An 18,942-nucleotide genomic window follows, 5' to 3' on the forward strand; every position below is an offset into this window, starting at 1 on the left:
ATTCAGGCTCCCAGCAAAGGACGGTCGTGGGAGTCCTTTTGAAAGTGCTTGCTGAAATACGGGTCCCTGGCGATGAGGTGCTCCCACTTTTGCAGGAAGGCCTTCTTTTCCTTCGCATTGTCGTGGGCCCGATTCAGGCTCGAGTTGTGGAAGTGATAGAGCTTTGCCGCCGGCGTGTAGACCACGCGATAGCCGGCCTCGATGCACTTGAGGCAGAAATCGAGGTCGTTGTAGTCGGTGGAGAACTGCAGGTCGAAGCCGCCGACTTCATCGAACACTTCCTTCCGATAGGCCATCACGGCACCGGTGACCGCACTGTAGTTGCGGTCGATGGAGGCGAACCCTGCGTAGTCGCCGCCGTCGTCAGGGGCTCGATGGAACACGTGTCCGGCCGATCCGTGAAAGCCGAGCGCGATGCCGGCGTGCTGCAGGCTGCCGTCGGGGAACAGGAGCTTGCCGCCCACGGCGCCGATTTCGGGCCGGGCCGCCTGGGACGCCAGCGCCTGGATCCAGTCGGGTGCGATGACTTCCAGGTCGTCGTTGAGAAGGATCACGATCCCTTCGCGCACTTGCGCCGTGGCGAAGTTCGCCTTGTGGGCGAAGGAGAAGGTCTTCTGCTTCGGATACGACACCGAGGAATGGCCATGGGCCGCCAACAGCGCTTTCATCTCCTCGGGCACGAAGCCGTCGTCGACCAGCAGGATCTTGTAGTTGGCGCAGGTCGAACTCGAAATGATCGATTGGACGAAGTGCGTGGCAAGAACGATCTTTCCGCGTCCCGGGACGTCCCTTTCGTACATGCCGGTCAGGATGACGAGGGTCACTGGCGTGGTGGGCTCGGGCCACAGGATGCGAAGGCTTCCCTTGTCGGCCATCGCTTCGATCCTTGCGGCCGGGCATTGCCGGTGAATCTGGCGCTCGAGGGCGCTCCGGGCCTCTTGCAGAGCCTTTGGAGGGAAGAAGCCGCCAAGCGCCGACTCGGACTTCGCCGCGGTCCTGAAATAGAGCAGGTCGTCGATGTGCCCGATCGAGGCCGCGCTCGCGGACGCAGCAAGCGCCAGTTCGTATTCGGCGGCCGCATCCTCGCGCCCCTGGGGTTCGGGAAGCGAAAGCAGCAGCTTCTTGCGGATCGCGGTGAACCGTCCCAGCATGTTCACCGACTGTTGGTGCTCCGGCGACCAGTCCGGTTTGTAGAACTGCCGGCCGACCTTGTCGTCCTGAAGCCGGCTCGCCTCGTCGGTGTAGACGATGTCGAGATCCGGCGTGTTGCGCAGCTTGTCGCCGAGCATCTTGACGAGGTCGTCGTCCACGACGTCTCCCTGTGACAGCAGGCCAACGAAGACGGTGGTGGCCTCCTTCGCAGCGGCTTTCAGCCAATGACTTTCCGTCGGAATGCCGTCCATCTCGACGCGGCGCACGCGCCAGTCGGTCTCGAGCCAGTCCGGCACGAGCGGGGCGTGCTCTTCATCGCATCCGAGGAGCAATTCCCAGCACGGGTCCGTTTGCCGAAGTGCGGACTGCAGCGTGCGCTCCAGTGCCGCCATGTCGTTGCCACGCACTGGCACGATGAAGCAGACCGATGCCGGGCTCTGGCGCATCTGGTTCATCTCGACGACCGGTTCCAGGATCTCGCCCGTGGGCGCCCAATGAAAGCTTTCCGGGTCGAGGTATGCCGCCTTGGGGCGTGCCAGCGACAGCAGGTCCGGGTCGGACAGCACGGGATGCAGCGTCGAGGGCGAATGCATGCGGCCCAGCGTCATGGGGTGCGAGTCCAGCAGCAGCACGTTACTGCTGCCGCGCAGCTTGCGCTTCAGTCGGCCGTGCAGTTGCGGAAAGCGCTTGACCAGCAGCGCATTGAGCTTCTGCCGGACCGGGCTCTCGGGCGGCAGGAGCCGGCGGGCCGCGGCAAGGAGGGGAGCGACGATCGGATTGCTCAAGGCTAGGTTCCCACGATCCGGCCGTGCTCGAGGTGGATCACCCGGTTGCACTCCTTGGCGATCAGTTCCGGTGAATGCGATGCCAGCACCAGGATGCCCGACTTCGCCACCACGTCCTTCATTCGCTTCTCGGCCTTTTCGGTGAACTCGGCATCGCCGACCGACAACCATTCATCCATCAGCAGGATGTCGGCCTCGACGCTGGTCGAGATCGAGAAGGCCAGGCGCATCAGCATGCCGGTCGAATAGGTGCGCACCGGCATGTTGACGTATTCGCCCAGTCCGCTGAACTCGCAGATCTCGGGCGTGAGGGAGTCGATCTGCTTCTTGCTCATGCCCATTACCAGGCCGCGCAGCATGATGTTCTCGATGCCGGTGGCGTCCATCTCGATGCCCAGTGCAGGATCGATCAGGCTCGACACCGTTCCCTGGCGCACGAATTCGCCGGAGGACGGCTCGTACACGCCGGCCAGGGTGCGCAGCAAGGTCGACTTGCCGGCGCCGTTGTGGCCGATGAGGCCCAGGCGGTCGCCGGCGCGCAACTCGAGGTTGATGCCGCTGAGAGCCTGCACCACGTTGACGCCGGTCTCCTTGCCGAAGCGGCCGCCGGTGACGGATGCTGCGAGCGTCTTCTTGAATGAGGCGGCGCCGGCGCCGTAGATCGGGAAATTGACGGCGACGTCTTTGAGGGAAATGAGAGCCATCTTTTTTTACAGCCAATAGACGACGCGACGGCGGTACTTCGCGAAAAGGTAGCTCGACGCGATCAGCGTCGCCGCGGTCCAGGCCAGAATGCCCCACCAGTTGTGGCTTTCCGCCGCGCCGCCCATGAGCGGCGTACGCAGCAGATCCAGCATCTGCGCGAAAGGATTCCACAGGATGTACTGGGCGCGGCCGGGCAGGCTCGACGGCAGCCAGAACACCGGCGTCAGGAACATCAGCATCTGCATCACGCTGGTCACGATCTGGGTCACGTCGCGGAAGCGCGTGCAGACCAGTCCGAGCGCGATGCCCACTGCCTGCGCGTTCACAAGGACCAGCAGGAAGGCCGGGATGAAGAGCAACGCCGACCACGTCAGCGTGACGCCGGCCCAGATCGCCACCGGGATGTACAGCACGATATGGTGGGCGAACTGGATCAGGTTGCGCGCCATGCTGCGCCACACGAACAGGCTGATCGGAAAGTAGCCCTGCTTGAGGTAGTTGGCCGAGCCGATGAACGCGTTGCACGAGTCGGTCACCATGCTGGAGAAGAAGCCCCAGAAGATGATGCCGAGCGCAAGGTGAGGGAAGAACTTCGACAACTCGGTGCCGAACAGCGAGCTGTAGAGCGGCCCCATGCCGCCGATCATCGCGCCCATGCTCAGCGTGAGCCACAGCGGCCCCAGCATCGAGCGCCGGTACCGCAGCACGATGTCGAACCAGGCGAGCGTCCACCAGATGTCCGTTCGGCGGGTGCCTTCCCACCAGTCGCCCCAGGCGCTTCGATGAAGATTGGAATGCGCCTGGCTCATACGCGCCCGTACGTGTCGGCCAGTCGAACGATGTCGTCTTCGCCGAGGTAGGCGCCGCATTGCACTTCGACGAGCACCAGCTCGTCCTCACCAATATTCGTCAATCTGTGTTTTTCCTTGAGCGGGATGTAGCGGTATTCGCCGGGGAGCGTCTTGTACTCGGTATCGCCGACCTGGACCATGGCCGTGCCGCGGACGACCACCCAGTGCTCCGCGCGCTGGTGATGGTATTGAAGCGACAGGGCCTCGCCCGGCTTGACCGTGATGCGCTTGACCTTGTAGCCGTCCTCTTCCTTCAGCGAGGCGTAGGTGCCCCATGGGCGGTGCACCACGGCAGGCAGGTGGACCGTCTCGTGATTTCTTTCCTTGAGCGTGTCGACGACGCGCTTCACATCCTGGGCGTGGCTCTTGTGGGCGACCAGCAGGGCATCGGGCGTGTCCACGATCACGAGATCGTGCACGCCCAGCGCGGCGACAGTCTTCGGGCCGTGGCTGTCGATCTGCACGTGCGTGCCGGTGGTGTCGATGGCGACGGAATCCGCGGGCATGGTGTTCCCGCTCGCATCGGGCGTGTGGGCCTTGGCGACCGAAGGCCAGGAACCGACATCGCTCCAGCTGAATTTCGCGGGCACCACGTGGACGTTGTCCGCCTGCTCCATCACGGCGTAGTCGATGCTGATGTCCGGCTGCAGCCCGAATGCATGCAGGTCGAACTGGATCGCGTGGTCGGCCGCCTTGGACGAGTCGAGCGCGCGACGGGCGCTGGAGATGACCTCGGGGGCATGGCGTTCCAGGGCGCTGATGATGGTGTCTGCCGTGAAGCAGAACATGCCGCTGTTCCAGTAATAGCGCCCGGTTGCCAGGTACTCCTGCGCCGTCTGGAGATCCGGCTTCTCGACGAATCGTTTCGCACGCTGGCTCTCGCGGGATGCGTGTTCCACCTCGATGTAGCCGAAGCCGGTGTCGGGGCTCGTCGGGCTGATGCCGAACACGACGACGTTGCCCTGTAGAGCCAGCCTGAAGGCCTGGCTAGCGCTGGCCACGAAGGCCTCGACGTCCGGGACGAGGTGGTCGGCCGAGAGCACCAGCATCACGGTGTCGCCGCCGAACTGCTTGGCGCACTGGAGCGCCGCGAGCGCGATCGCGGGACCCGTATTGCGGCCCTTCGGTTCGAGCAGCAGCGTGGTATCGGGGGGATCGGCCATCTGCTTCAGCACATCCTTCGTCAGGAACTGATGGTCCTTGTTGGTGACGATCATCAGGTCGCCTGTGCCACAGGCTTGGCCCCGCTCGATCGCCTGCTGAAGCAGGGTCGAGCCCCCGATCTTCATGAAAGGCTTGGGGAAGGCTTGACGCGATGCGGGCCAAAGTCGGGAGCCGGCGCCTCCCGAGAGGACAACGGATAGCAAGCGCATTATTTTTTGCTGGTAACTGGACGGGCGATAATTTTACCGGCCGCCCCTGATGGGACCCGTGGCGGGTGGCCTCCTCACCTATCAGCGACTCGAATTCCGACCAAATGTCCAAACCCACGCTGCCGACGGCGCAGTTGTCCAGCAGCCGACGCACGTCAAGCGCGGGGCCCGAGCAGGCGCGATTGAACAGCGAAATCCGGGCGCTCCAGAATCGGGTGGCGAATTTGGAAGGGCAGATCGAGGCGCTTCGCAAGTCGACCAGTTGGCGCGTCTCGGCGCCCCTGCGCTGGCTGAGCCGCCGGCTGCGGCCGGTCGACGGCCTCGCGGACGCCGTAACCCTGCGGCGCGCAGAGACCTATGAGGAGTGGGTACGGCTCTACGACACCCCTGCCCCCGGCGTCGCGGACCGTCTTTGTTCGGAGATGAACGCTCGCCCGCGGCCGCCGTCGATTTCGGTCATCCTTGTCCCGGGGGCGGCGACTGCACCCATGATCGCGGCAACCTGTGCCTCCATCGGTGCCCAGGCCTATGCGCGCTTCGACGTCGTGGTCGCGGCGAACGCGGATTCCCTTTCTGCAATCGACGCGGATTGCGCGAGTGCGGGCGTCGAAAGCACGCGCCGCGTGCGGGTCCCGGTCGACCGCAATCAGCCCATCTCGCGCTCGCTGAACGCAGCGGTCGACGCGGCCAAGGGGGACTGGCTCCTCCTGCTGAAGCCAGGCGATGTCCTTGCGGCCCATGCGCTGTGCCACCTGGCCAGCGAGATCGAAGCGCATCCCGAAGGGCGGATCATCTACGCGGACGAGGATGACGTCGACTCCCAGGGCCGCCGCAGCAATCCGCGCTTCAAGCCCGACTGGAATCCTGAGCTTTTCTACTCGAGGGATTTCATCTCGAGCCATGTCGCGATCTCGAGGCTCGCGGCGCTCGAGGCTGGCGGCTTTCGCGAAGATTTCGATCCGGCTCCCGTCTATGACCTGGTGCTCCGGATGACCGAAGCCTGGGGCGGGGAACGGGTCCGCCACATCCCTCGCGTGCTTTGCCACCGTCTTCGAGAGCTATCCATCGTCGCGCCGGACGCAAGCACGGGCGAGGCGGAGAAACGCGCGCTGATCGATCATTTCTCTCGCGCCGGAACCGCTGCAGAGGTGGTCGATGCCGACGGTGGGCGCTGTATCCGCTACGGGCTGCCCGCCGAGCCGCCCCTGGTTTCGCTGATCATCCCGACGCGCAACGGGCTGGCCCTCGTCAGGCAGTGCATCGAAAGCATCGTCGCGGAGACCACCTATCCCAACTACGAGATCTTGCTGGTCGACAACGGCTCGGACGATCCGAACGCCCTGGCGTACTTCGAGGAGCTGCGCCGCCAGCCTGGCATCACCGTGATCCGCGACGACAGTCCGTTCAACTACTCGGCGCTGAACAACATGGCCGTGCGGCACGCCCGTGGCGAGGTGATCGGGTTGATCAACAACGACATCGAAGTCATCTCCCCCGGCTGGCTGGACGAGATGGTGTCGCTGGCACTCCAGCCAGGCGTCGGTGCGGTGGGCGCCAAGCTCCTCTATCCGGATGAGACGATCCAGCACGGCGGGGTCCTGCTCGGCGTAGGCGGCGCGACGAGCATCGCGGCCCACGCGAACAAGTTCCTCTCGGCCTGGGACGGCGGCTACATGGGCCGTTCCCTGGCGCTGCAGTCCTTCTCGGCGGTCACGGCGGCTTGCCTCGTGGTGCGCAAGGCACTCTATGAAAAAGTCGGCGGCCTGAACGAAGTCGAGCTCAAGGTGGCCTACAACGACGTCGATTTCTGCCTTCGCCTGGGCGAAGCCGGTTATCGCAACCTCTGGACGCCGCATGCCAAACTCTTCCATCATGAATCCGCGACCCGGGGATCCGATTTCTCCCCGGAGCATCGCCAGCGTTTTGACCAGGAGCAGGCCTACATGAGATCGCATTGGGGGGCCCTGATCGCCAGGGACCCGGCCTACAACCCGAACCTCACCGTCTACGCGGAAGATTTCGGCCTCGCATGGCCGCCGCGCGTGCCATGGCTGACCGGAGCGGCGAAACCATGACGCTCTCGATCTCGGTCGCCCTGTGCACCTACAACGGCGCGCGTTTCATCGCCGAACAGGTCCGCAGCATCTGCGCCCAGACCCGGCCGCCGTCGGAAATCGTGCTGTCGGACGATGCATCGACCGACGATTGCATCGAAGTGGCGCGCGCGACGCTGGAGGCCTGCCTCGCCGAACGCCCTGGCCATTCGATTGCGCTGCGCGTCATTCGCAACGCGACCGCCCTGCGGGTCACCAAGAACTTCGAGCAGGCGGTCGCTGCCTGCACGGGCGACCTGATCGCATTGAGCGACCAGGACGACGTCTGGCATCCGGAGCGCCTGGCGCGCATGGCGGCCGAGTTCGAGAAGCGCGCCGATCTGCTGCTGCTGCACTCCGATGCGCGGCTGGTCGATGGCGAGCGGCGCGATCTGGGCCAATCGCTTTTCCACGCGCTGGAAGTCAAGCAGTTCGAATTGGACTGGATTCATGGGGGGCAGGCCTTCGACGTCTTCTTGCGCCGCAACCTGGTCACCGGCGCGACGACGGTCTTCCGCCGCTCGCTGCTCGAACACGCCGTGCCGTTCCCGAAAGAGTGGATTCACGACGAGTGGCTGGCGATCGTCGCTTCCTCGATCGGCCGCGTCGACGTGCTGGAGCAGGAGCTCATCGAGTACCGCCAGCACGGCGGCAACCAGATCGGCGCGCGCCGCGATTCCTTCATGGGCAAGGTGCGCAAGGCGCTGGCTTCGCGCGGCGACACGCACGTCAAGCGTGCGCTCAAGGCCGAGCAACTGCTCGATCGGCTGTTGTCCCTGGGGGGGCTTGTCTCGCCGGATACCATCCAGAAGCTGCGCGACAAGCTCGAGCACCAGAGGTTCCGGGCGGCGCTTCCGCCCTCGCGGCTCGCCCGCTGCGTGCCCGTGCTGCGCGAGGCGATGACCGGCCGTTACAACAAGTTCGGCCGCGGCACGCGCGGCGTCGTGCGCGACCTTTTCGAATCCGTCTAGAAGAAACCCGATACTCGCACCCGGAATGTCCGATACCAACGCCATCCGCCGCGACGCCAGACCCACGGTCGTGGTCGTCATCCCGTTCTACAACGGTGCCGACTTCATCGAGCGCTCGGTCAAGAGCGTGTTCAACCAGACGGTTCCCGCCGACGAGGTGATCGTCGTCAACGACGGTTCGCGGCCCGAGGAGCGCGAAGCGCTGGGCGCGCTGAATGCACGCTTTCCGTTCAGGATCATCGACAAGGAGAACGGCGGCCAGGGTTCGGCGCGCAATGCCGGCGTTGCGGCGTCGAGCTCGGATTTCATCTGCTTCCTGGACCAGGACGACTTCTACCTTCCGAATCACATCGAGCTCCTGGTCAATGCGATTCCGGCGGACGACGCGCGCTTCGGGTACGTCTATGCGGACCTGTACGAAGCCGATGTCGATGGCAACGTGGTGCGCACCGAACTGGTCAAGCAGCACGCCAAGCACAACCCCAAGACGAGCATCTTCGACCTGCTGCGCTACGACATGTTCGTGCTGCCGTCGGCCACGCTGGTGAGCCGCGCGGCCTTCGAAGCCGTGGGCGGATTCGATGCGCAGTTCATGGGCTTCGAGGACGACGACCTGTTCCTTCGCATCTTCCGCAAGGGCTACAGCAACCACTATCTCGATCGCGCGGTGACGGTCTGGTGCATCCACACCGAGAGCACCTCGTTCGGCATTCGCATGATCCGCAGCCGTTACCGCTTCTTCAAGAAGCTGGCGGAGACCTTTCCCGACGAGCCCAAGCGCGGACGCTTCTACCTGCGCGACTACCTGATGCCGCGCTTCGGCAAGCTCTTCGTCGACCACGCGATCCAGGCCATCAAGCTCGACAACGAATACCGCGGCGAGATGTTCGAGCATCTCGACGACTACGTCCACATGGTGCTCACCAACCCCTACGTGGGCGTGCGCGCCAAGACCAAGCTGCGGATCACCCGCTTCCTGCTGGCCCACAGCTCGCCCGGGATGGTGCGCGCCGTCGGCGCCGCGACCAAGCTGCCGGTGTTCCGCGGCTTCCGCCGGATCTACCGCACCGAGGCTTGATTCTTTCGCATCGCCGCGCGAAAGCGCCAGAACGCGCGCGAGCTCCACACCTTGAGCAGGCTGGTCACGTGCCAGTACAGATGCTTCGCATCGGTGCGGCTGGCGCGCTGGGCGTCGTGGCGCGCGAGCAGGTCCTCGGCCACCTGGAGCCTCCAGCCCGCGAGCTGGGTGCGGGCGCAGATGTCGAAGTCCTCGCCGTACATGAAGAAGCGCTCGTCGAAGCCGCCGATCTCGCGGTACGTCTCGCTGCGAAACAGCATGAAGAGCCCGGGAATCCAGTGCGGCACGACCGGCCGGACGTAGTCGGGGCGCTTGCGCGTAAGGATCTCGCGCGGCGTGATGATCGCCCGATGCTGCTCGGGCGCGTCCTTGCCGGGCTCCAGGATGCGCGGCGTCAGCAGGCCGCTTCGGGGCCCGGCCTCACCGATCAGCGGCCCGAGCACGTCCGCGTCGAAGCGGATGTCCGGATTGAGCACCAGGAACCACGGCGTGCCGCAATGCCCGAAGGCCTGGTTGTGATTCGCCCCGAACCCCATCGGCGCCGCGTTGTCGATGCGCTCCAGCGCAAAGCGCCAGCTGGCGCCGGCGAGCACGTCGGGTTCCGGCACGTTGATGGTCAGCACCACCTTCCCGACCACCCCGTGGCTGAACCGGTCCAGCTGCTCCAGCAGCGGCTTGACCAGCGCCAGCTGACCGTGGCTCACGATCGATACGGTGATGGGTTTGTCCAGGGAGAGGGTGGGCGTCGGCATGGTCTAATTTCGCCCGGGGATTCTAGGGTTCCCGCTCCATACCCATGATTGCATTGATCGTCATCAGCTTCCTCATCTCCGCCCTGGGCGTGCAGATCTTCATGCGCCGGGCCCGCCGGCACGCGCGGCGCTACGCGGCCGACATGCCGCAGCGCTTTCACAAAGGCCATGTGCCGCGCCTCGGCGGCGCGGGCATTCTCATGGGGATGGGGGTGGCGTGGCTGGTCGCCGGGATCCCCTCCGATCCCTTCAATGTGTCGTGGCCGCTCAAGACCTCGCTTCTCACGCTGGTGTGCATTTCGCCGGCCGTGCTCGGCGGCATCATCGAGGACGTGACGCAGCAGGTGTCGGTCCGCTACCGGCTCAGCCTCACGATCGGCTGCGCGCTGGTGGTGTGCTGGGTGCTCAACATCGGCGTGTACCGCACCGGCCTCCCGGTCCTCGACGGCTGGCTGCAGGCGATGCCCTACATGGCGCTGCTGATCGCGGCGTTGGCGATCGGCGGCCTTCCGCATGCCTTCAACATCATCGACGGCTACAACGGGCTGGCCGGCACCGTGGCGGTGCTGGTGTGCCTCGCGATCTCGCACGTGGCGCTGCAAGTCGGCGACCGGCAGCTCGCGGCGATGGTGATCTGCCTGGTCGGCGCCACCGTGGGTTTCCTGATGTGGAACTACCCGCGTGGCAAGATCTTCGCCGGCGACGGCGGCGCCTACGTCTGGGGCATGGTGATCGCCATCGCGGCGGTCACGCTGGTGCAGCGGCACCGGGTCGTGTCGCCGTGGTTTCCGATGCTGCTGCTGATCTATCCGGTCTGGGAGACGGTGTTTTCGATCTACCGGAAGGTCGCGCGCGGCCAGTCGCCCGGCATGGCCGATGCGCTGCACTTCCACCAGCTGATCTTCCGCCGCATCGTCCGCGTGGCCTTTGCGGACGACGAGGCGCGCCAGCTGCTCGCGCGCAACAACCGGACCTCGCCGTACCTGTGGATCTTCGCCGCGCTGACCGTGGTGCCGGCGGTGCTGTTCTGGAACAACACCCTCGTGCTGGTCGCCTTCTGCATCCTGTTCATCGCGACCTACGTGGCCGCCTACCTCATGATCGTGCGCTTCAAGGTCCCGCGCTGGCTGCGGCCCTGAGTTCGGCGTCACAATTCCCGAATCCGGACTTCGTCTTTCGACCGCCCACCATGACCGATTCCTTCCTCAACATCTCCCCCCGCGACAAGGCCGAGATCCTGGCCCAGGCGCTGCCGTACATCCGCAAGTTCCACGGCAAGACCATCGTCATCAAGTACGGCGGCAACGCCATGACCGATCCCGAACTGCAGGCGGACTTCGCGGAGGACGTGGTGCTGCTCAAGCTGGTGGGCATGAATCCGGTGGTGGTGCATGGCGGCGGCCCGCAGATCGAGGCGGCGCTCAACCGGCTCGGCAAGAAGGGCCACTTCATCCAGGGCATGCGCGTGACGGACTCCGAGACCATGGAAGTCGTCGAGTGGGTGCTGGCCGGCGAAGTGCAGCAGGACATCGTGGGCCTCATCAACCAGGCCGGCGGCAAGGCGGTGGGCTTGACCGGTCGCGACGGCGGCCTGATCCGCGCCCAGAAGCTCAGGATGGCCGACCGGAACGATCCGAACCTGCATCACGACGTGGGACAGGTCGGCGACATCGTCTCGATCGACCCGAGCGTGGTCAAGGCGCTGCAGGACGACGCCTTCATCCCGGTCGTGAGCCCGATCGGCTTCGGCGAGGAGAACGAGAGCTACAACATCAATGCCGACGTCGTCGCCGGCAAGCTGGCCACGGTGCTCAAGGCCGAGAAGCTGATGATGCTGACCAACACGCCCGGCGTGCTCGACAAGAACGGCAAGCTCCTGACCGACCTGAGCGCGCGCGAGATCGACGAACTCTTTGCCGACGGCACGATCTCCGGCGGCATGCTGCCCAAGATCGAAGGTGCGCTCGATGCGGCCAAGAGCGGCGTGAACGCGGTGCACATCATCGACGGCCGCGTGCCGCACGCGATGCTGCTCGAAATCCTGACCGAGCAGGCCTTCGGGACGATGATCCGGGCCCGGTAGGCCCGTCGTCCTTTCAGCGTTCGTAGCCCTTGGGGTTGGCTTGCTGCCAGCGCCAGCTGTCGGCGCACATCTGGTCCAGGCCGCGGCGGGCGCGCCAGCCGAGGATCTCCTGGGCCAGTGACGGGTCGGCCCAGTAGGCCGGAACGTCGCCCGGCCGGCGGGGCCCGATTTCGTACTTCAGCGGGCGGCCGCTGGCGCGCTCGAAGGCCTTCACCACGTCGAGGACCGACGCCCCCTGGCCGGTACCGAGGTTGACCTTCAGCAGGCCCGGCTGCTTTTCCGCGTGACGCAGCGCCGCCACATGTCCCTCGGCGAGATCCATCACGTGCACGTAGTCGCGCACGCCGGTGCCGTCGGCGGTCGGGTAGTCGCCGCCGTGCACCGCCAGCTTTTCGCGCAATCCGACCGCCACCTGGCAGACGAAGGGCATCAGGTTGTTGGGCTTGCCCTGCGGGTGCTCGCCGATCAGGCCGCTTTCGTGGGCGCCGACCGGATTGAAATAGCGCAGCAGCGCGATCCGCCACTCCGGGCGGGCGTGCTGCAGATCGGACAAGGCCTCTTCGACCATCAGCTTCGACCGCCCGTACGGATTGGCCGGGCGCAGCGCCGCGTTCTCGGGAATCGGCGAGCGGTCGGGGTCGCCGTAGACGGTCGCCGACGACGAGAAGATCAGCGTATGCACGCCGGCGGCCTGCATCGCCGCCGCCAGCACCAGGGTGCCGTAGACGTTGTTGTCGTAATAGGTGATCGGGTCGGCCACGGAGTCGCCGACCGCCTTCAGCCCGGCGAAATGGATGACGCCGCCGATGGGCTGGTCGCGGAACAGCTTGTCGAGCAGCGCCCGGTCGCGGACATCGCCTTCGATGAACTGCGGCTTCTTGCCGATGATCCGTTCCAGCCGGTCGAGCACCCGCACATCGCTGTTGACGAGGTTGTCCAGGATCACCGGCGTGTAGCCGGCCTGCGCCAAGGCCACGCAGGTGTGGCTGCCGATAAAGCCGGCGCCGCCGGTGACAAGAATGCTTGTGCTCATCGAATTCGATCCAGGCCGGTTGAAAAGATGTGTCGATTCTGCGCGACAAGCAGGGCTTGCCCGCTTGGCAGGCGCTCACACCCCTGTGCGAGAATCATTTTTTTACATTTTGCGCGTGCCCATGCAGAACGACGAGCCTAGCGCCGTTGGCGCCCCCAGCGACAGTTCAGACACGGTGGCCGCACCGCCGGTGCGCAAGCGCCCCAAGCCGGGGGAACGGCGCGTGCAGATTCTCCAGGCGCTGGCCGCAATGCTCGAGCAGCCAGGTGCCGAACGTGTGACCACCGCGGCGCTGGCCGCGCGCCTCGACGTCAGTGAGGCCGCACTTTACCGACACTTCGCGAGCAAGGCGCAGATGTTCGAGGGCCTCATCGACTTCATCGAGCAGAGCGTGTTCACCCTCGTCAACCAGATCGTCGAACGCGAGGACGCAGGCCGCGATCGGGCCGCGCGCATTGTCGCGATGGTGGTGCAGTTCGCCGAAAAGAACCCCGGCATGACCCGCGTGATGGTCGGCGATGCGCTGGTGTTCGAGAACGAGCGCCTGCAGAACCGCATGAACCAGTTCTTCGACAAGATCGAGGCCACCCTCCGCCAGACCCTGCGCGATGCCGCGTCGGGTGAGGGCTCGGCCACGCCCACCGTCGATGCGCAGGTGCGGGCCTCCGCGCTCACCGCCTTCGTGGTGGGACGGCTCCAGCGCTTCGCGCGCTCGGGATTCCGGCGCGCGCCCTCCGAGAATCTGGATGCGGCGGTTGCGCTGATGCTCTGAGTTGCATCAGCGCGCTGTCCACCGTCTGAGTCGGCCGGACAACGCTCGCAAGGGGGCCGTGATGCGCCAGGAGGTCGAGGCCTCGATCGCGTCGGCATGGGCGACGCGTGCCTTCATCTTGTCCAGGGTCACTCGTGTCGCCGCCAGTTCGCGCACGAGAGCGATGCGATCCAGTGCCTCATGAGAAGGGAACTCGACACGCTGTGGTCCGCCGGGTCGCGCGAGGTGCTTCTTGACGTCGCCGTCCGCCGCGAGTTCCCTGCCGACCCGGACCTTCGCCGGCATGGCCAGGCGCTCGTGCGCGCGCTGCGCCGACACGCGGTCGACCCGGTGGCCGAGGACTGAGTCGAGCGACTCGTAAAGGTAGTCGTGGTCCTCGACGAAGCGAGGGAAGTCGAGAAGCACAACGGGAATGTTGCGTCGGATGAGGACATGCAACAGTTCATGGAAGCCGAGCGCGAGTAGGCGCGCCTGATCGATCGGGTTGAGGGAATAGACAACGCCGCCCGGAGTCGAGCCCCAGGATGCCCACTGCTTGCAGTCGTCCGGCATCGCGGTGGTGGCGTACCGGGCACGCATCTCGTTGACGACCCGGCTGGTGGACGCCTCCACGAGGCTGCGCATCGGAACGATGACCGCATCGATGATCACCTCGCCGTCCGCGAGCAGCCGCTCCACGAATTCGTAGAGCCACGGCGACTTGCATACATAGGGCGCATCGGGTTCGCCGATGAGCAGGTCTTCCAGACCCGCATTGGCGGCGTCGTCGTAGGCGTGGCGCCCCTTGCGCGCAAGCTGGGTATCCAATCCGCAGGCAGCGAGATATTCCACCAGGAAGGTGGTCCCGGCCCGGCCCGTGCCGGCGATCAGCAGATGGTTCTTCATGCCAGTTGCCTCACCGTCTGCCTCGCCTGGCATCTCTCGAGCAAGGCCATCAGGCTGCTCACCGCCACGTCGACGCCGTGGGTGGACGTATCGACGAGCAGGTCGGGATTCAGGGGCGGCTCGTAGGCGTCGGTCACGCCGGTGAACTTCGCCACCTCTCCGCGGCGCGCCCTGGCGTACAGGCCCTTGACGTCGCGGCGTTCGCAATCGGACAGCGAGGCCTTGACATAGACCTCGCGGTAAGGCGCTCCGATGATGCTGCGCGCCAACCCCCTGTGCCTGCTCAAGGGAGCGATGGCTGCCACGATCACGACGATCCCTTGAGTGCTCAACAGGCGAGCCATCTCGGCGATTCGCCGGATGTTCTCGCGCCGATCGACATCACTGAATCCCAGGCCCTGGCTCAGGCCACCGCGGATCTCGTCCCCGTCCAGGACGGCCACGGCGGCTCCGCGGCCCAGCAAACAAGCACGAAGATGGCGCGCAATCGTGGACTTGCCCGCACCGGAAAGCCCCGTCAACCACAAGACGGACGCTTCATCCATGGGAGGGGGTCGCAATCATCATCGTGTTGGCATTCTTGCTTTTGGCATGTTGAGCGCCTTGGGCGAATGGGCGCGGCGAACCCATCGAGCATGCGCGGGCAGCTTGAGTGCTTTGTGAGGGGCTTGCATCGCCCGTGCAAACGCATGAAACAAAATGTTTCTGGCGTCATCGAGAGCGCGATCGGCCGCTTCCGCCAGGCGGAGCCCGACGCGATGGCGCGCGTCGAAAAGGCCGTGCAGACGAAGAGCGGGGGCTCGCCCTTCGGCGGGGCCTTGTCAGATCATCGATTTCGCCTGGTTCAGGACGAAGTCGCAGGCCTTCTTGGTGAGCTCTGCCTTGAGCCCGCCGCCGGTCAGGTCCATCTTCTTGCCGTCGCTGCTCGTCAGGATGCCCTTGGAGCCGTCGACGTAGCCTGCGTCGGAGGCCGGCTGGCCTCCGGGGATCTTGCTCATGAGCTGGTCCTTGATCGACGAGGCACCGGCGCCGCTCAGGTAGTTGTTCTTCAGGCAGTACTCCAGCACGCCTGCGGCGTTGCCAAGGCTGCCCGAGGCCATCGAACCCGCGCCCGGACTCGCTCCTCCGGCGAGGCCCTTGAGAGCATCCAGGCCTTGCGCGTGCGCGCAGCCGAGCGCGCCCACGAGGACGAGCACCAATCCGTGCCGGGTGAAGTGATTCATGCGGACCTCCTTGAAATGGGAGAAAGCGCGCGAAGACTAGCGCAAGCCCGAGGCAGGAGCGCGACGACATTGAATGAAATGCGCCGCGTATCGCCGACTATAGCGGGTTGACCGCGTAGCCGACCCGTTTAGTCGCGGGTCAAGCGGCGCGATATTTCTGGTGTCGCGCTATTGCGACTGTACGTTCATCCAGTTGCTCGCCATAATCCCGAGCAATGACTTCCGGGGTCCGGTTCTCCTCTCCGCTGAGCGTGCAAGATCCTCTGAATGGTCATCTGCGCCAGTGGATCGGGCACCAGCGCTTCATGCGCAACGCCAAGACCCGGGAGCGCAATGCGGCCTATCTTGAGGGTCGACATCACGAAGACTCGCAGAAGTACGCGCACCTGGTCACCGAAGAGACCGCCTTCCTGTCGGATGTGCCCTCGCAGATCCTGCGCAACGGCGCCGTGCGGTTCTACGCCGGCCTGCAGCGATTCCGCGCTGGCTTGGGTGGCGCTCCCAAGATTAAACGACGCCACGGACGGCAGTCGGTTCTGATCACCAAGGAGCTCTTTCGCTTCCTGCCCATGCCCGTCACCGGGCGCAGCGATCGCGAGGGCTGGGTGATCGAACTCGGGACCAAGGCCAATCCGGTTGGCAGGCTCTCGTTCCATGCCCACCGCGCATGGAGCTTGCCTAACCAGATCATCATCTCGGTGGAGCCCTCGGGTCGCTGGTTCGTCAGCTTCTCGTACGAGGGTGAGGCCATCGAGGTCGATCGCAAAGGCGCCGCCCGCGACCTCAGCGCCGCAGACCATATCCGCACGGCGGAGGAGCTCCTCTACGAAATCCAGGGCCTCCCCGATCTCGAAGATCGAGTCTGGGCCGGCGACCGCGGCGTGCACACGCCGCTTGCAGGCTCCGACGGCAAGACCTGGGACTTCAGCGACGTGCACAAGGCGCGTCTCGCGCGCGCCGAGAGCGGCAAGCGCAAGTACCAGAAGCGCATGGCTCGAGCTCAGAAGGTCAAGGGCGCCGACGGCAAGAGCCGCGTGAGCCAAGGCTACCTCAAGCTCAAGCGCAAGGCAGCGAAGAAGGCCGAGTACGGCCGCAACGTGCGCCAGGAATTCGCGCATCAGACAAGCCATGCACTGGTCGCGTCCAACGCCGAGGTCTTCGCATTCGAAGACCTGAAGATCAAGAACATGACCGCCGCGCCAGCCCCGAAGCTGGATGCGGAAGGCCGCTGGGCCCGCAACGGCTCCGCCGCCAAGGCCGGACTCAATGCCGCGATTCTTCGCAGCGCCTGGGGTTCGGTCCAACGCTTCACGACCTACAAGGCGAAGAAGCGCAACAAGCTCGTCTACAAGCTGCCGCCGGCGTACTCGTCCCAGACGTGTTCGCGCTGCGGGCATCGCGACGCAGGCAATCGCAAAGGTCAACTCTTTGCGTGCCTGAGCTGCGGCCACCAGGCCGATGCCGACGTCAATGCCGCACGGGTGCTCAAGCTGTGGACGATCGAGAAAGTTCGTTCCGGCGATCTCCCGGCTGAGGAGCAACGACGGAAGAAGCGAGTGGCCTTCGCGCGCAAGCGAACCCGGGCCCTAGAGAAGGAACATCTCGAAGTTACGTCCGATCAGGAGCGTACTGGTCACTTGGAGGCCGGGGCCTCCAATGGCTCCGCGTTCCATGCTGTGGCTTAGGTTCACCATAAGCCATGGGGTATTCGGATGCCCCCACTACACAGCGGCTTGCCGTTTAGTGGGGGAGGTTCACACAGTTCGTGGGCAGAATGCTGGCATGCCAACGCGCGCCTGTTGAAGCATGAAGACTCCGGCGATGCCGACACTGCCCACCGGCCGACACCTCGCTCTCTGGCTTGCATTGATCGCCGTTGTTGCCCTGGCGATCTGGCTCGTCGTGCGCTATGTGAGCCCGCTGCCTCCTCGCACGATCGTGATGAGCACCGGCGCCACCGACGGCGCCTATCACCGCTTCGGCCTGCGCTATCAGGAGCTTCTGAAGGCCGAGGGCATCCGCCTCGAATTGCGGCCTTCGAGCGGCGGCGTCGAGAACCTGAAGCGACTGAATGACGGCACCGTCGAGGTCGCGTTCGTGCAAGGTGGAACGGGCGTCCTGGCGCTCGACCCCGATGCGCCGGCCGATTCGACGCCGCTTCGCTCGCTCGCGACGGTGGCCTTCGAGCCGGTCTGGATCTTCACGCGCTCGGTCGATGTCTCGAAAGGGCTGCAAGCGCTCGCCGGCAAGCGCATCGCGGTCGGGGTGCCTGGCAGCGGCAACTATCAGGTGGCGATCCAGTTGCTGGGCATCTACGGCGTGACCGCGCCGGAAGGGCAGCAGATTTCGTCCGACGGCACGACCTTCGTGAACGCCGGTGGCCTCGCCGTGGTCGACCTGCTCGCCAAGGGCGAGGTGGACGCCGCAATCATCATCGCGGCCCCGCAGGCGCCCGCGGTGCAGAAGCTTCTTGCCGATTCGAGCATGCGGCTGGCGTCGCTCGATCATGTCGAGGGGCTGGCACGCCGATACCCGTACTTCCAGCCGGTCAGCCTGAAACGGGGTTCTGTCGATCCGCGGCGCGATCTGCCGCCAACGGACATTCATCTGCTCGCAACGACGGCCAACCTCGTGGTGCGTGACGAGTTGCATCCGGCATTGGCCTACCTGCTGCTGGAAGCCGCCAGGAAGGTGCACCGGCAACCCAGTCTCATCAACCGGCCGGAGGATTTTCCGAGTCCGCAGGGCACCGACTTTCCCTTGTCGGACCAGGCCGAGCGGTACTTCAGGCAGGGCCGGCCCTTCCTCCAGAGCTACCTGCCGTTCTGGGCCGCCAACTATGTGCAGCGGCTGCTTCTGCTGGTGGTGCCGCTGGTGGCGATCCTGGTGCCGTTGGCGCGGGTGCTGCCGATGCTCATCGGATGGCGACGCCGCAGCCGGCTGTACCGCCGCTACGGCGAGCTCAAGTTTCTGGAGCAGGACCTCGCATCGCGCAAGCTTGGCAAGGGCGAGCTCGACGATGCCCTGTCGCGGCTCGATCGGATCGAGGACGAGATCGTGGAAACCCGGTTTCCACTGGACTTCTCCGACCGCGTCTATACCTTGCGGCAGCACGTGGACTACGTGCGCGCGCAACTCCACCGGCAGATGGACCCGGTGGGCGATCCCCTGAACGCCCGCTGACGA

At 65.3% G+C, this 18,942-nt stretch carries 17 protein-coding genes; 8 read left to right on the forward strand and 9 right to left on the reverse strand.

Translation table 11 applies throughout. The features are described from left to right. Positions 1 to 2: 2 nt before the first annotated feature. The 4 genes from VAR608DRAFT_RS17095 to VAR608DRAFT_RS17110 are packed head-to-tail and all read right to left on the reverse strand — an operon-like array spanning position 3 to position 4,866. A complete protein-coding gene (locus tag VAR608DRAFT_RS17095) occupies positions 3 to 1,937 on the reverse strand; it encodes a glycosyltransferase family 2 protein (RefSeq protein ID WP_088955137.1) in 1,935 nt (644 codons plus the stop codon). A 2-nt stretch (positions 1,938 to 1,939) separates the two neighbouring features. Then, on the reverse strand, positions 1,940 to 2,641 hold the full coding sequence (locus VAR608DRAFT_RS17100; protein WP_088955138.1) for an ABC transporter ATP-binding protein: 702 nt from the start codon (positions 2,639 to 2,641) through the stop codon (positions 1,940 to 1,942). Positions 2,642 to 2,647: 6 nt separating this feature from the next. Further along, positions 2,648 to 3,451 (reverse strand): ABC transporter permease, encoded by an 804-nt coding sequence (locus tag VAR608DRAFT_RS17105; RefSeq protein WP_088955139.1) that lies wholly within the window; start codon positions 3,449 to 3,451, stop codon positions 2,648 to 2,650. Continuing rightward, positions 3,448 to 4,866 (reverse strand): mannose-1-phosphate guanylyltransferase/mannose-6-phosphate isomerase, encoded by a 1,419-nt coding sequence (locus VAR608DRAFT_RS17110; protein ID WP_088955140.1) that lies wholly within the window; start codon positions 4,864 to 4,866, stop codon positions 3,448 to 3,450. Before VAR608DRAFT_RS17110 ends, VAR608DRAFT_RS17105 begins: the two co-directional genes overlap by 4 nt. 104 nt (positions 4,867 to 4,970) lie before the next feature. Here VAR608DRAFT_RS17110 and VAR608DRAFT_RS17115 point away from each other — a divergent pair, with 104 nt between their 5' ends. From VAR608DRAFT_RS17115 to VAR608DRAFT_RS17125, 3 genes are read left to right on the forward strand one after another with little or no spacing between them, the layout of a single operon-like run. After that, the gene (locus tag VAR608DRAFT_RS17115; protein WP_088955141.1) at positions 4,971 to 6,941 is read left to right on the forward strand and encodes a glycosyltransferase family 2 protein; all 1,971 of its coding nucleotides are present in this window, start codon (positions 4,971 to 4,973) and stop codon (positions 6,939 to 6,941) included. Beyond that, a complete protein-coding gene (locus VAR608DRAFT_RS17120) occupies positions 6,938 to 7,930 on the forward strand; it encodes a glycosyltransferase family 2 protein (RefSeq protein WP_088958828.1) in 993 nt (330 codons plus the stop codon). The genes VAR608DRAFT_RS17115 and VAR608DRAFT_RS17120 overlap by 4 nt, the downstream gene beginning before the upstream one ends. A 25-nt stretch (positions 7,931 to 7,955) precedes the next feature. After that, the gene (locus VAR608DRAFT_RS17125) at positions 7,956 to 9,008 is read left to right on the forward strand and encodes a glycosyltransferase family 2 protein (RefSeq protein ID WP_088955142.1); all 1,053 of its coding nucleotides are present in this window, start codon (positions 7,956 to 7,958) and stop codon (positions 9,006 to 9,008) included. On the opposite strand, the gene VAR608DRAFT_RS17130 is transcribed toward VAR608DRAFT_RS17125, so the two are convergent. Continuing rightward, positions 8,990 to 9,760: a glycosyltransferase family 2 protein gene (locus VAR608DRAFT_RS17130; RefSeq protein ID WP_088955143.1), complete on the reverse strand. Its 771-nt coding sequence runs from the start codon at positions 9,758 to 9,760 to the stop codon at positions 8,990 to 8,992. The genes VAR608DRAFT_RS17125 and VAR608DRAFT_RS17130 overlap by 19 nt on opposite strands. A 44-nt stretch (positions 9,761 to 9,804) precedes the next feature. On the opposite strand from VAR608DRAFT_RS17130, the gene VAR608DRAFT_RS17135 reads away from it, so the two are divergent. Continuing rightward, on the forward strand, positions 9,805 to 10,899 hold the full coding sequence (locus VAR608DRAFT_RS17135; protein ID WP_088955144.1) for a glycosyltransferase family 4 protein: 1,095 nt from the start codon (positions 9,805 to 9,807) through the stop codon (positions 10,897 to 10,899). A gap of 50 nt (positions 10,900 to 10,949) precedes the next feature. Then, positions 10,950 to 11,843: an acetylglutamate kinase gene (gene argB / locus VAR608DRAFT_RS17140; RefSeq protein WP_088955145.1), complete on the forward strand. Its 894-nt coding sequence runs from the start codon at positions 10,950 to 10,952 to the stop codon at positions 11,841 to 11,843. Positions 11,844 to 11,856: 13 nt separating this feature from the next. On the opposite strand, the gene galE is transcribed toward argB, so the two are convergent. Continuing rightward, on the reverse strand, positions 11,857 to 12,876 hold the full coding sequence (gene galE, locus VAR608DRAFT_RS17145; RefSeq protein WP_088955146.1) for a UDP-glucose 4-epimerase GalE: 1,020 nt from the start codon (positions 12,874 to 12,876) through the stop codon (positions 11,857 to 11,859). A 121-nt stretch (positions 12,877 to 12,997) separates the two neighbouring features. Here galE and slmA point away from each other — a divergent pair, with 121 nt between their 5' ends. Beyond that, positions 12,998 to 13,648, forward strand: coding sequence for a nucleoid occlusion factor SlmA (slmA, locus tag VAR608DRAFT_RS17150; protein ID WP_088955147.1), 651 nt, complete (start codon positions 12,998 to 13,000; stop codon positions 13,646 to 13,648). 6 nt (positions 13,649 to 13,654) lie between these two features. On the opposite strand, the gene VAR608DRAFT_RS17155 is transcribed toward slmA, so the two are convergent. The 3 genes from VAR608DRAFT_RS17155 to VAR608DRAFT_RS17165 all read right to left on the reverse strand — a co-directional run bounded on the left by VAR608DRAFT_RS17155 (position 13,655) and on the right by VAR608DRAFT_RS17165 (position 15,756). Further along, positions 13,655 to 14,533 carry a hypothetical protein gene (locus VAR608DRAFT_RS17155; protein ID WP_088955148.1) on the reverse strand — a complete coding sequence of 293 codons (879 nt, stop codon included), beginning with the start codon at positions 14,531 to 14,533 and terminating at the stop codon, positions 13,655 to 13,657. Further along, positions 14,530 to 15,078, reverse strand: a complete 549-nt coding sequence (gene cysC, locus VAR608DRAFT_RS17160; RefSeq protein ID WP_088955149.1) for an adenylyl-sulfate kinase — start codon at positions 15,076 to 15,078, stop codon at positions 14,530 to 14,532. Before cysC ends, VAR608DRAFT_RS17155 begins: the two co-directional genes overlap by 4 nt. Positions 15,079 to 15,354: 276 nt before the next feature. Further along, positions 15,355 to 15,756 (reverse strand): DUF2501 domain-containing protein, encoded by a 402-nt coding sequence (locus VAR608DRAFT_RS17165; protein WP_088955150.1) that lies wholly within the window; start codon positions 15,754 to 15,756, stop codon positions 15,355 to 15,357. Positions 15,757 to 15,971: 215 nt separating this feature from the next. Between VAR608DRAFT_RS17165 and VAR608DRAFT_RS17170 the strand changes: the two genes are divergently transcribed. Together VAR608DRAFT_RS17170 and VAR608DRAFT_RS17175 are read left to right on the forward strand one after the other, a co-directional pair. Further along, the gene (locus VAR608DRAFT_RS17170) at positions 15,972 to 17,441 is read left to right on the forward strand and encodes an RNA-guided endonuclease InsQ/TnpB family protein (protein WP_088955151.1); all 1,470 of its coding nucleotides are present in this window, start codon (positions 15,972 to 15,974) and stop codon (positions 17,439 to 17,441) included. A 136-nt stretch (positions 17,442 to 17,577) separates the two neighbouring features. Beyond that, positions 17,578 to 18,939 carry a TAXI family TRAP transporter solute-binding subunit gene (locus tag VAR608DRAFT_RS17175; protein WP_172843864.1) on the forward strand — a complete coding sequence of 454 codons (1,362 nt, stop codon included), beginning with the start codon at positions 17,578 to 17,580 and terminating at the stop codon, positions 18,937 to 18,939. Positions 18,940 to 18,942 lie beyond the last annotated feature (3 nt).

The organism is Variovorax sp. HW608 (genome assembly GCF_900090195.1).
Lineage (GTDB): Bacteria > Pseudomonadota > Gammaproteobacteria > Burkholderiales > Burkholderiaceae_C > Variovorax.

Coding starts and splice junctions, on each gene's coding strand:
- VAR608DRAFT_RS17100 (WP_088955138.1), bottom strand. CDS start 2,641: ATGGCTCTCATTTCCCTCAAAGACGTCGCCGTCAATTTCCCGATCTAC.
- VAR608DRAFT_RS17105 (WP_088955139.1), bottom strand. CDS start 3,451: ATGAGCCAGGCGCATTCCAATCTTCATCGAAGCGCCTGGGGCGACTGG.
- VAR608DRAFT_RS17110 (WP_088955140.1), bottom strand. CDS start 4,866: ATGCGCTTGCTATCCGTTGTCCTCTCGGGAGGCGCCGGCTCCCGACTT.
- VAR608DRAFT_RS17115 (WP_088955141.1), top strand. CDS start 4,971: ATGTCCAAACCCACGCTGCCGACGGCGCAGTTGTCCAGCAGCCGACGC.
- VAR608DRAFT_RS17120 (WP_088958828.1), top strand. CDS start 6,938: ATGACGCTCTCGATCTCGGTCGCCCTGTGCACCTACAACGGCGCGCGT.
- VAR608DRAFT_RS17125 (WP_088955142.1), top strand. CDS start 7,956: ATGTCCGATACCAACGCCATCCGCCGCGACGCCAGACCCACGGTCGTG.
- VAR608DRAFT_RS17130 (WP_088955143.1), bottom strand. CDS start 9,760: ATGCCGACGCCCACCCTCTCCCTGGACAAACCCATCACCGTATCGATC.
- VAR608DRAFT_RS17135 (WP_088955144.1), top strand. CDS start 9,805: ATGATTGCATTGATCGTCATCAGCTTCCTCATCTCCGCCCTGGGCGTG.
- argB (WP_088955145.1), top strand. CDS start 10,950: ATGACCGATTCCTTCCTCAACATCTCCCCCCGCGACAAGGCCGAGATC.
- galE (WP_088955146.1), bottom strand. CDS start 12,876: ATGAGCACAAGCATTCTTGTCACCGGCGGCGCCGGCTTTATCGGCAGC.
- slmA (WP_088955147.1), top strand. CDS start 12,998: ATGCAGAACGACGAGCCTAGCGCCGTTGGCGCCCCCAGCGACAGTTCA.
- VAR608DRAFT_RS17155 (WP_088955148.1), bottom strand. CDS start 14,533: ATGAAGAACCATCTGCTGATCGCCGGCACGGGCCGGGCCGGGACCACC.
- cysC (WP_088955149.1), bottom strand. CDS start 15,078: ATGGATGAAGCGTCCGTCTTGTGGTTGACGGGGCTTTCCGGTGCGGGC.
- VAR608DRAFT_RS17165 (WP_088955150.1), bottom strand. CDS start 15,756: ATGAATCACTTCACCCGGCACGGATTGGTGCTCGTCCTCGTGGGCGCG.
- VAR608DRAFT_RS17170 (WP_088955151.1), top strand. CDS start 15,972: ATGACTTCCGGGGTCCGGTTCTCCTCTCCGCTGAGCGTGCAAGATCCT.
- VAR608DRAFT_RS17175 (WP_172843864.1), top strand. CDS start 17,578: ATGCCGACACTGCCCACCGGCCGACACCTCGCTCTCTGGCTTGCATTG.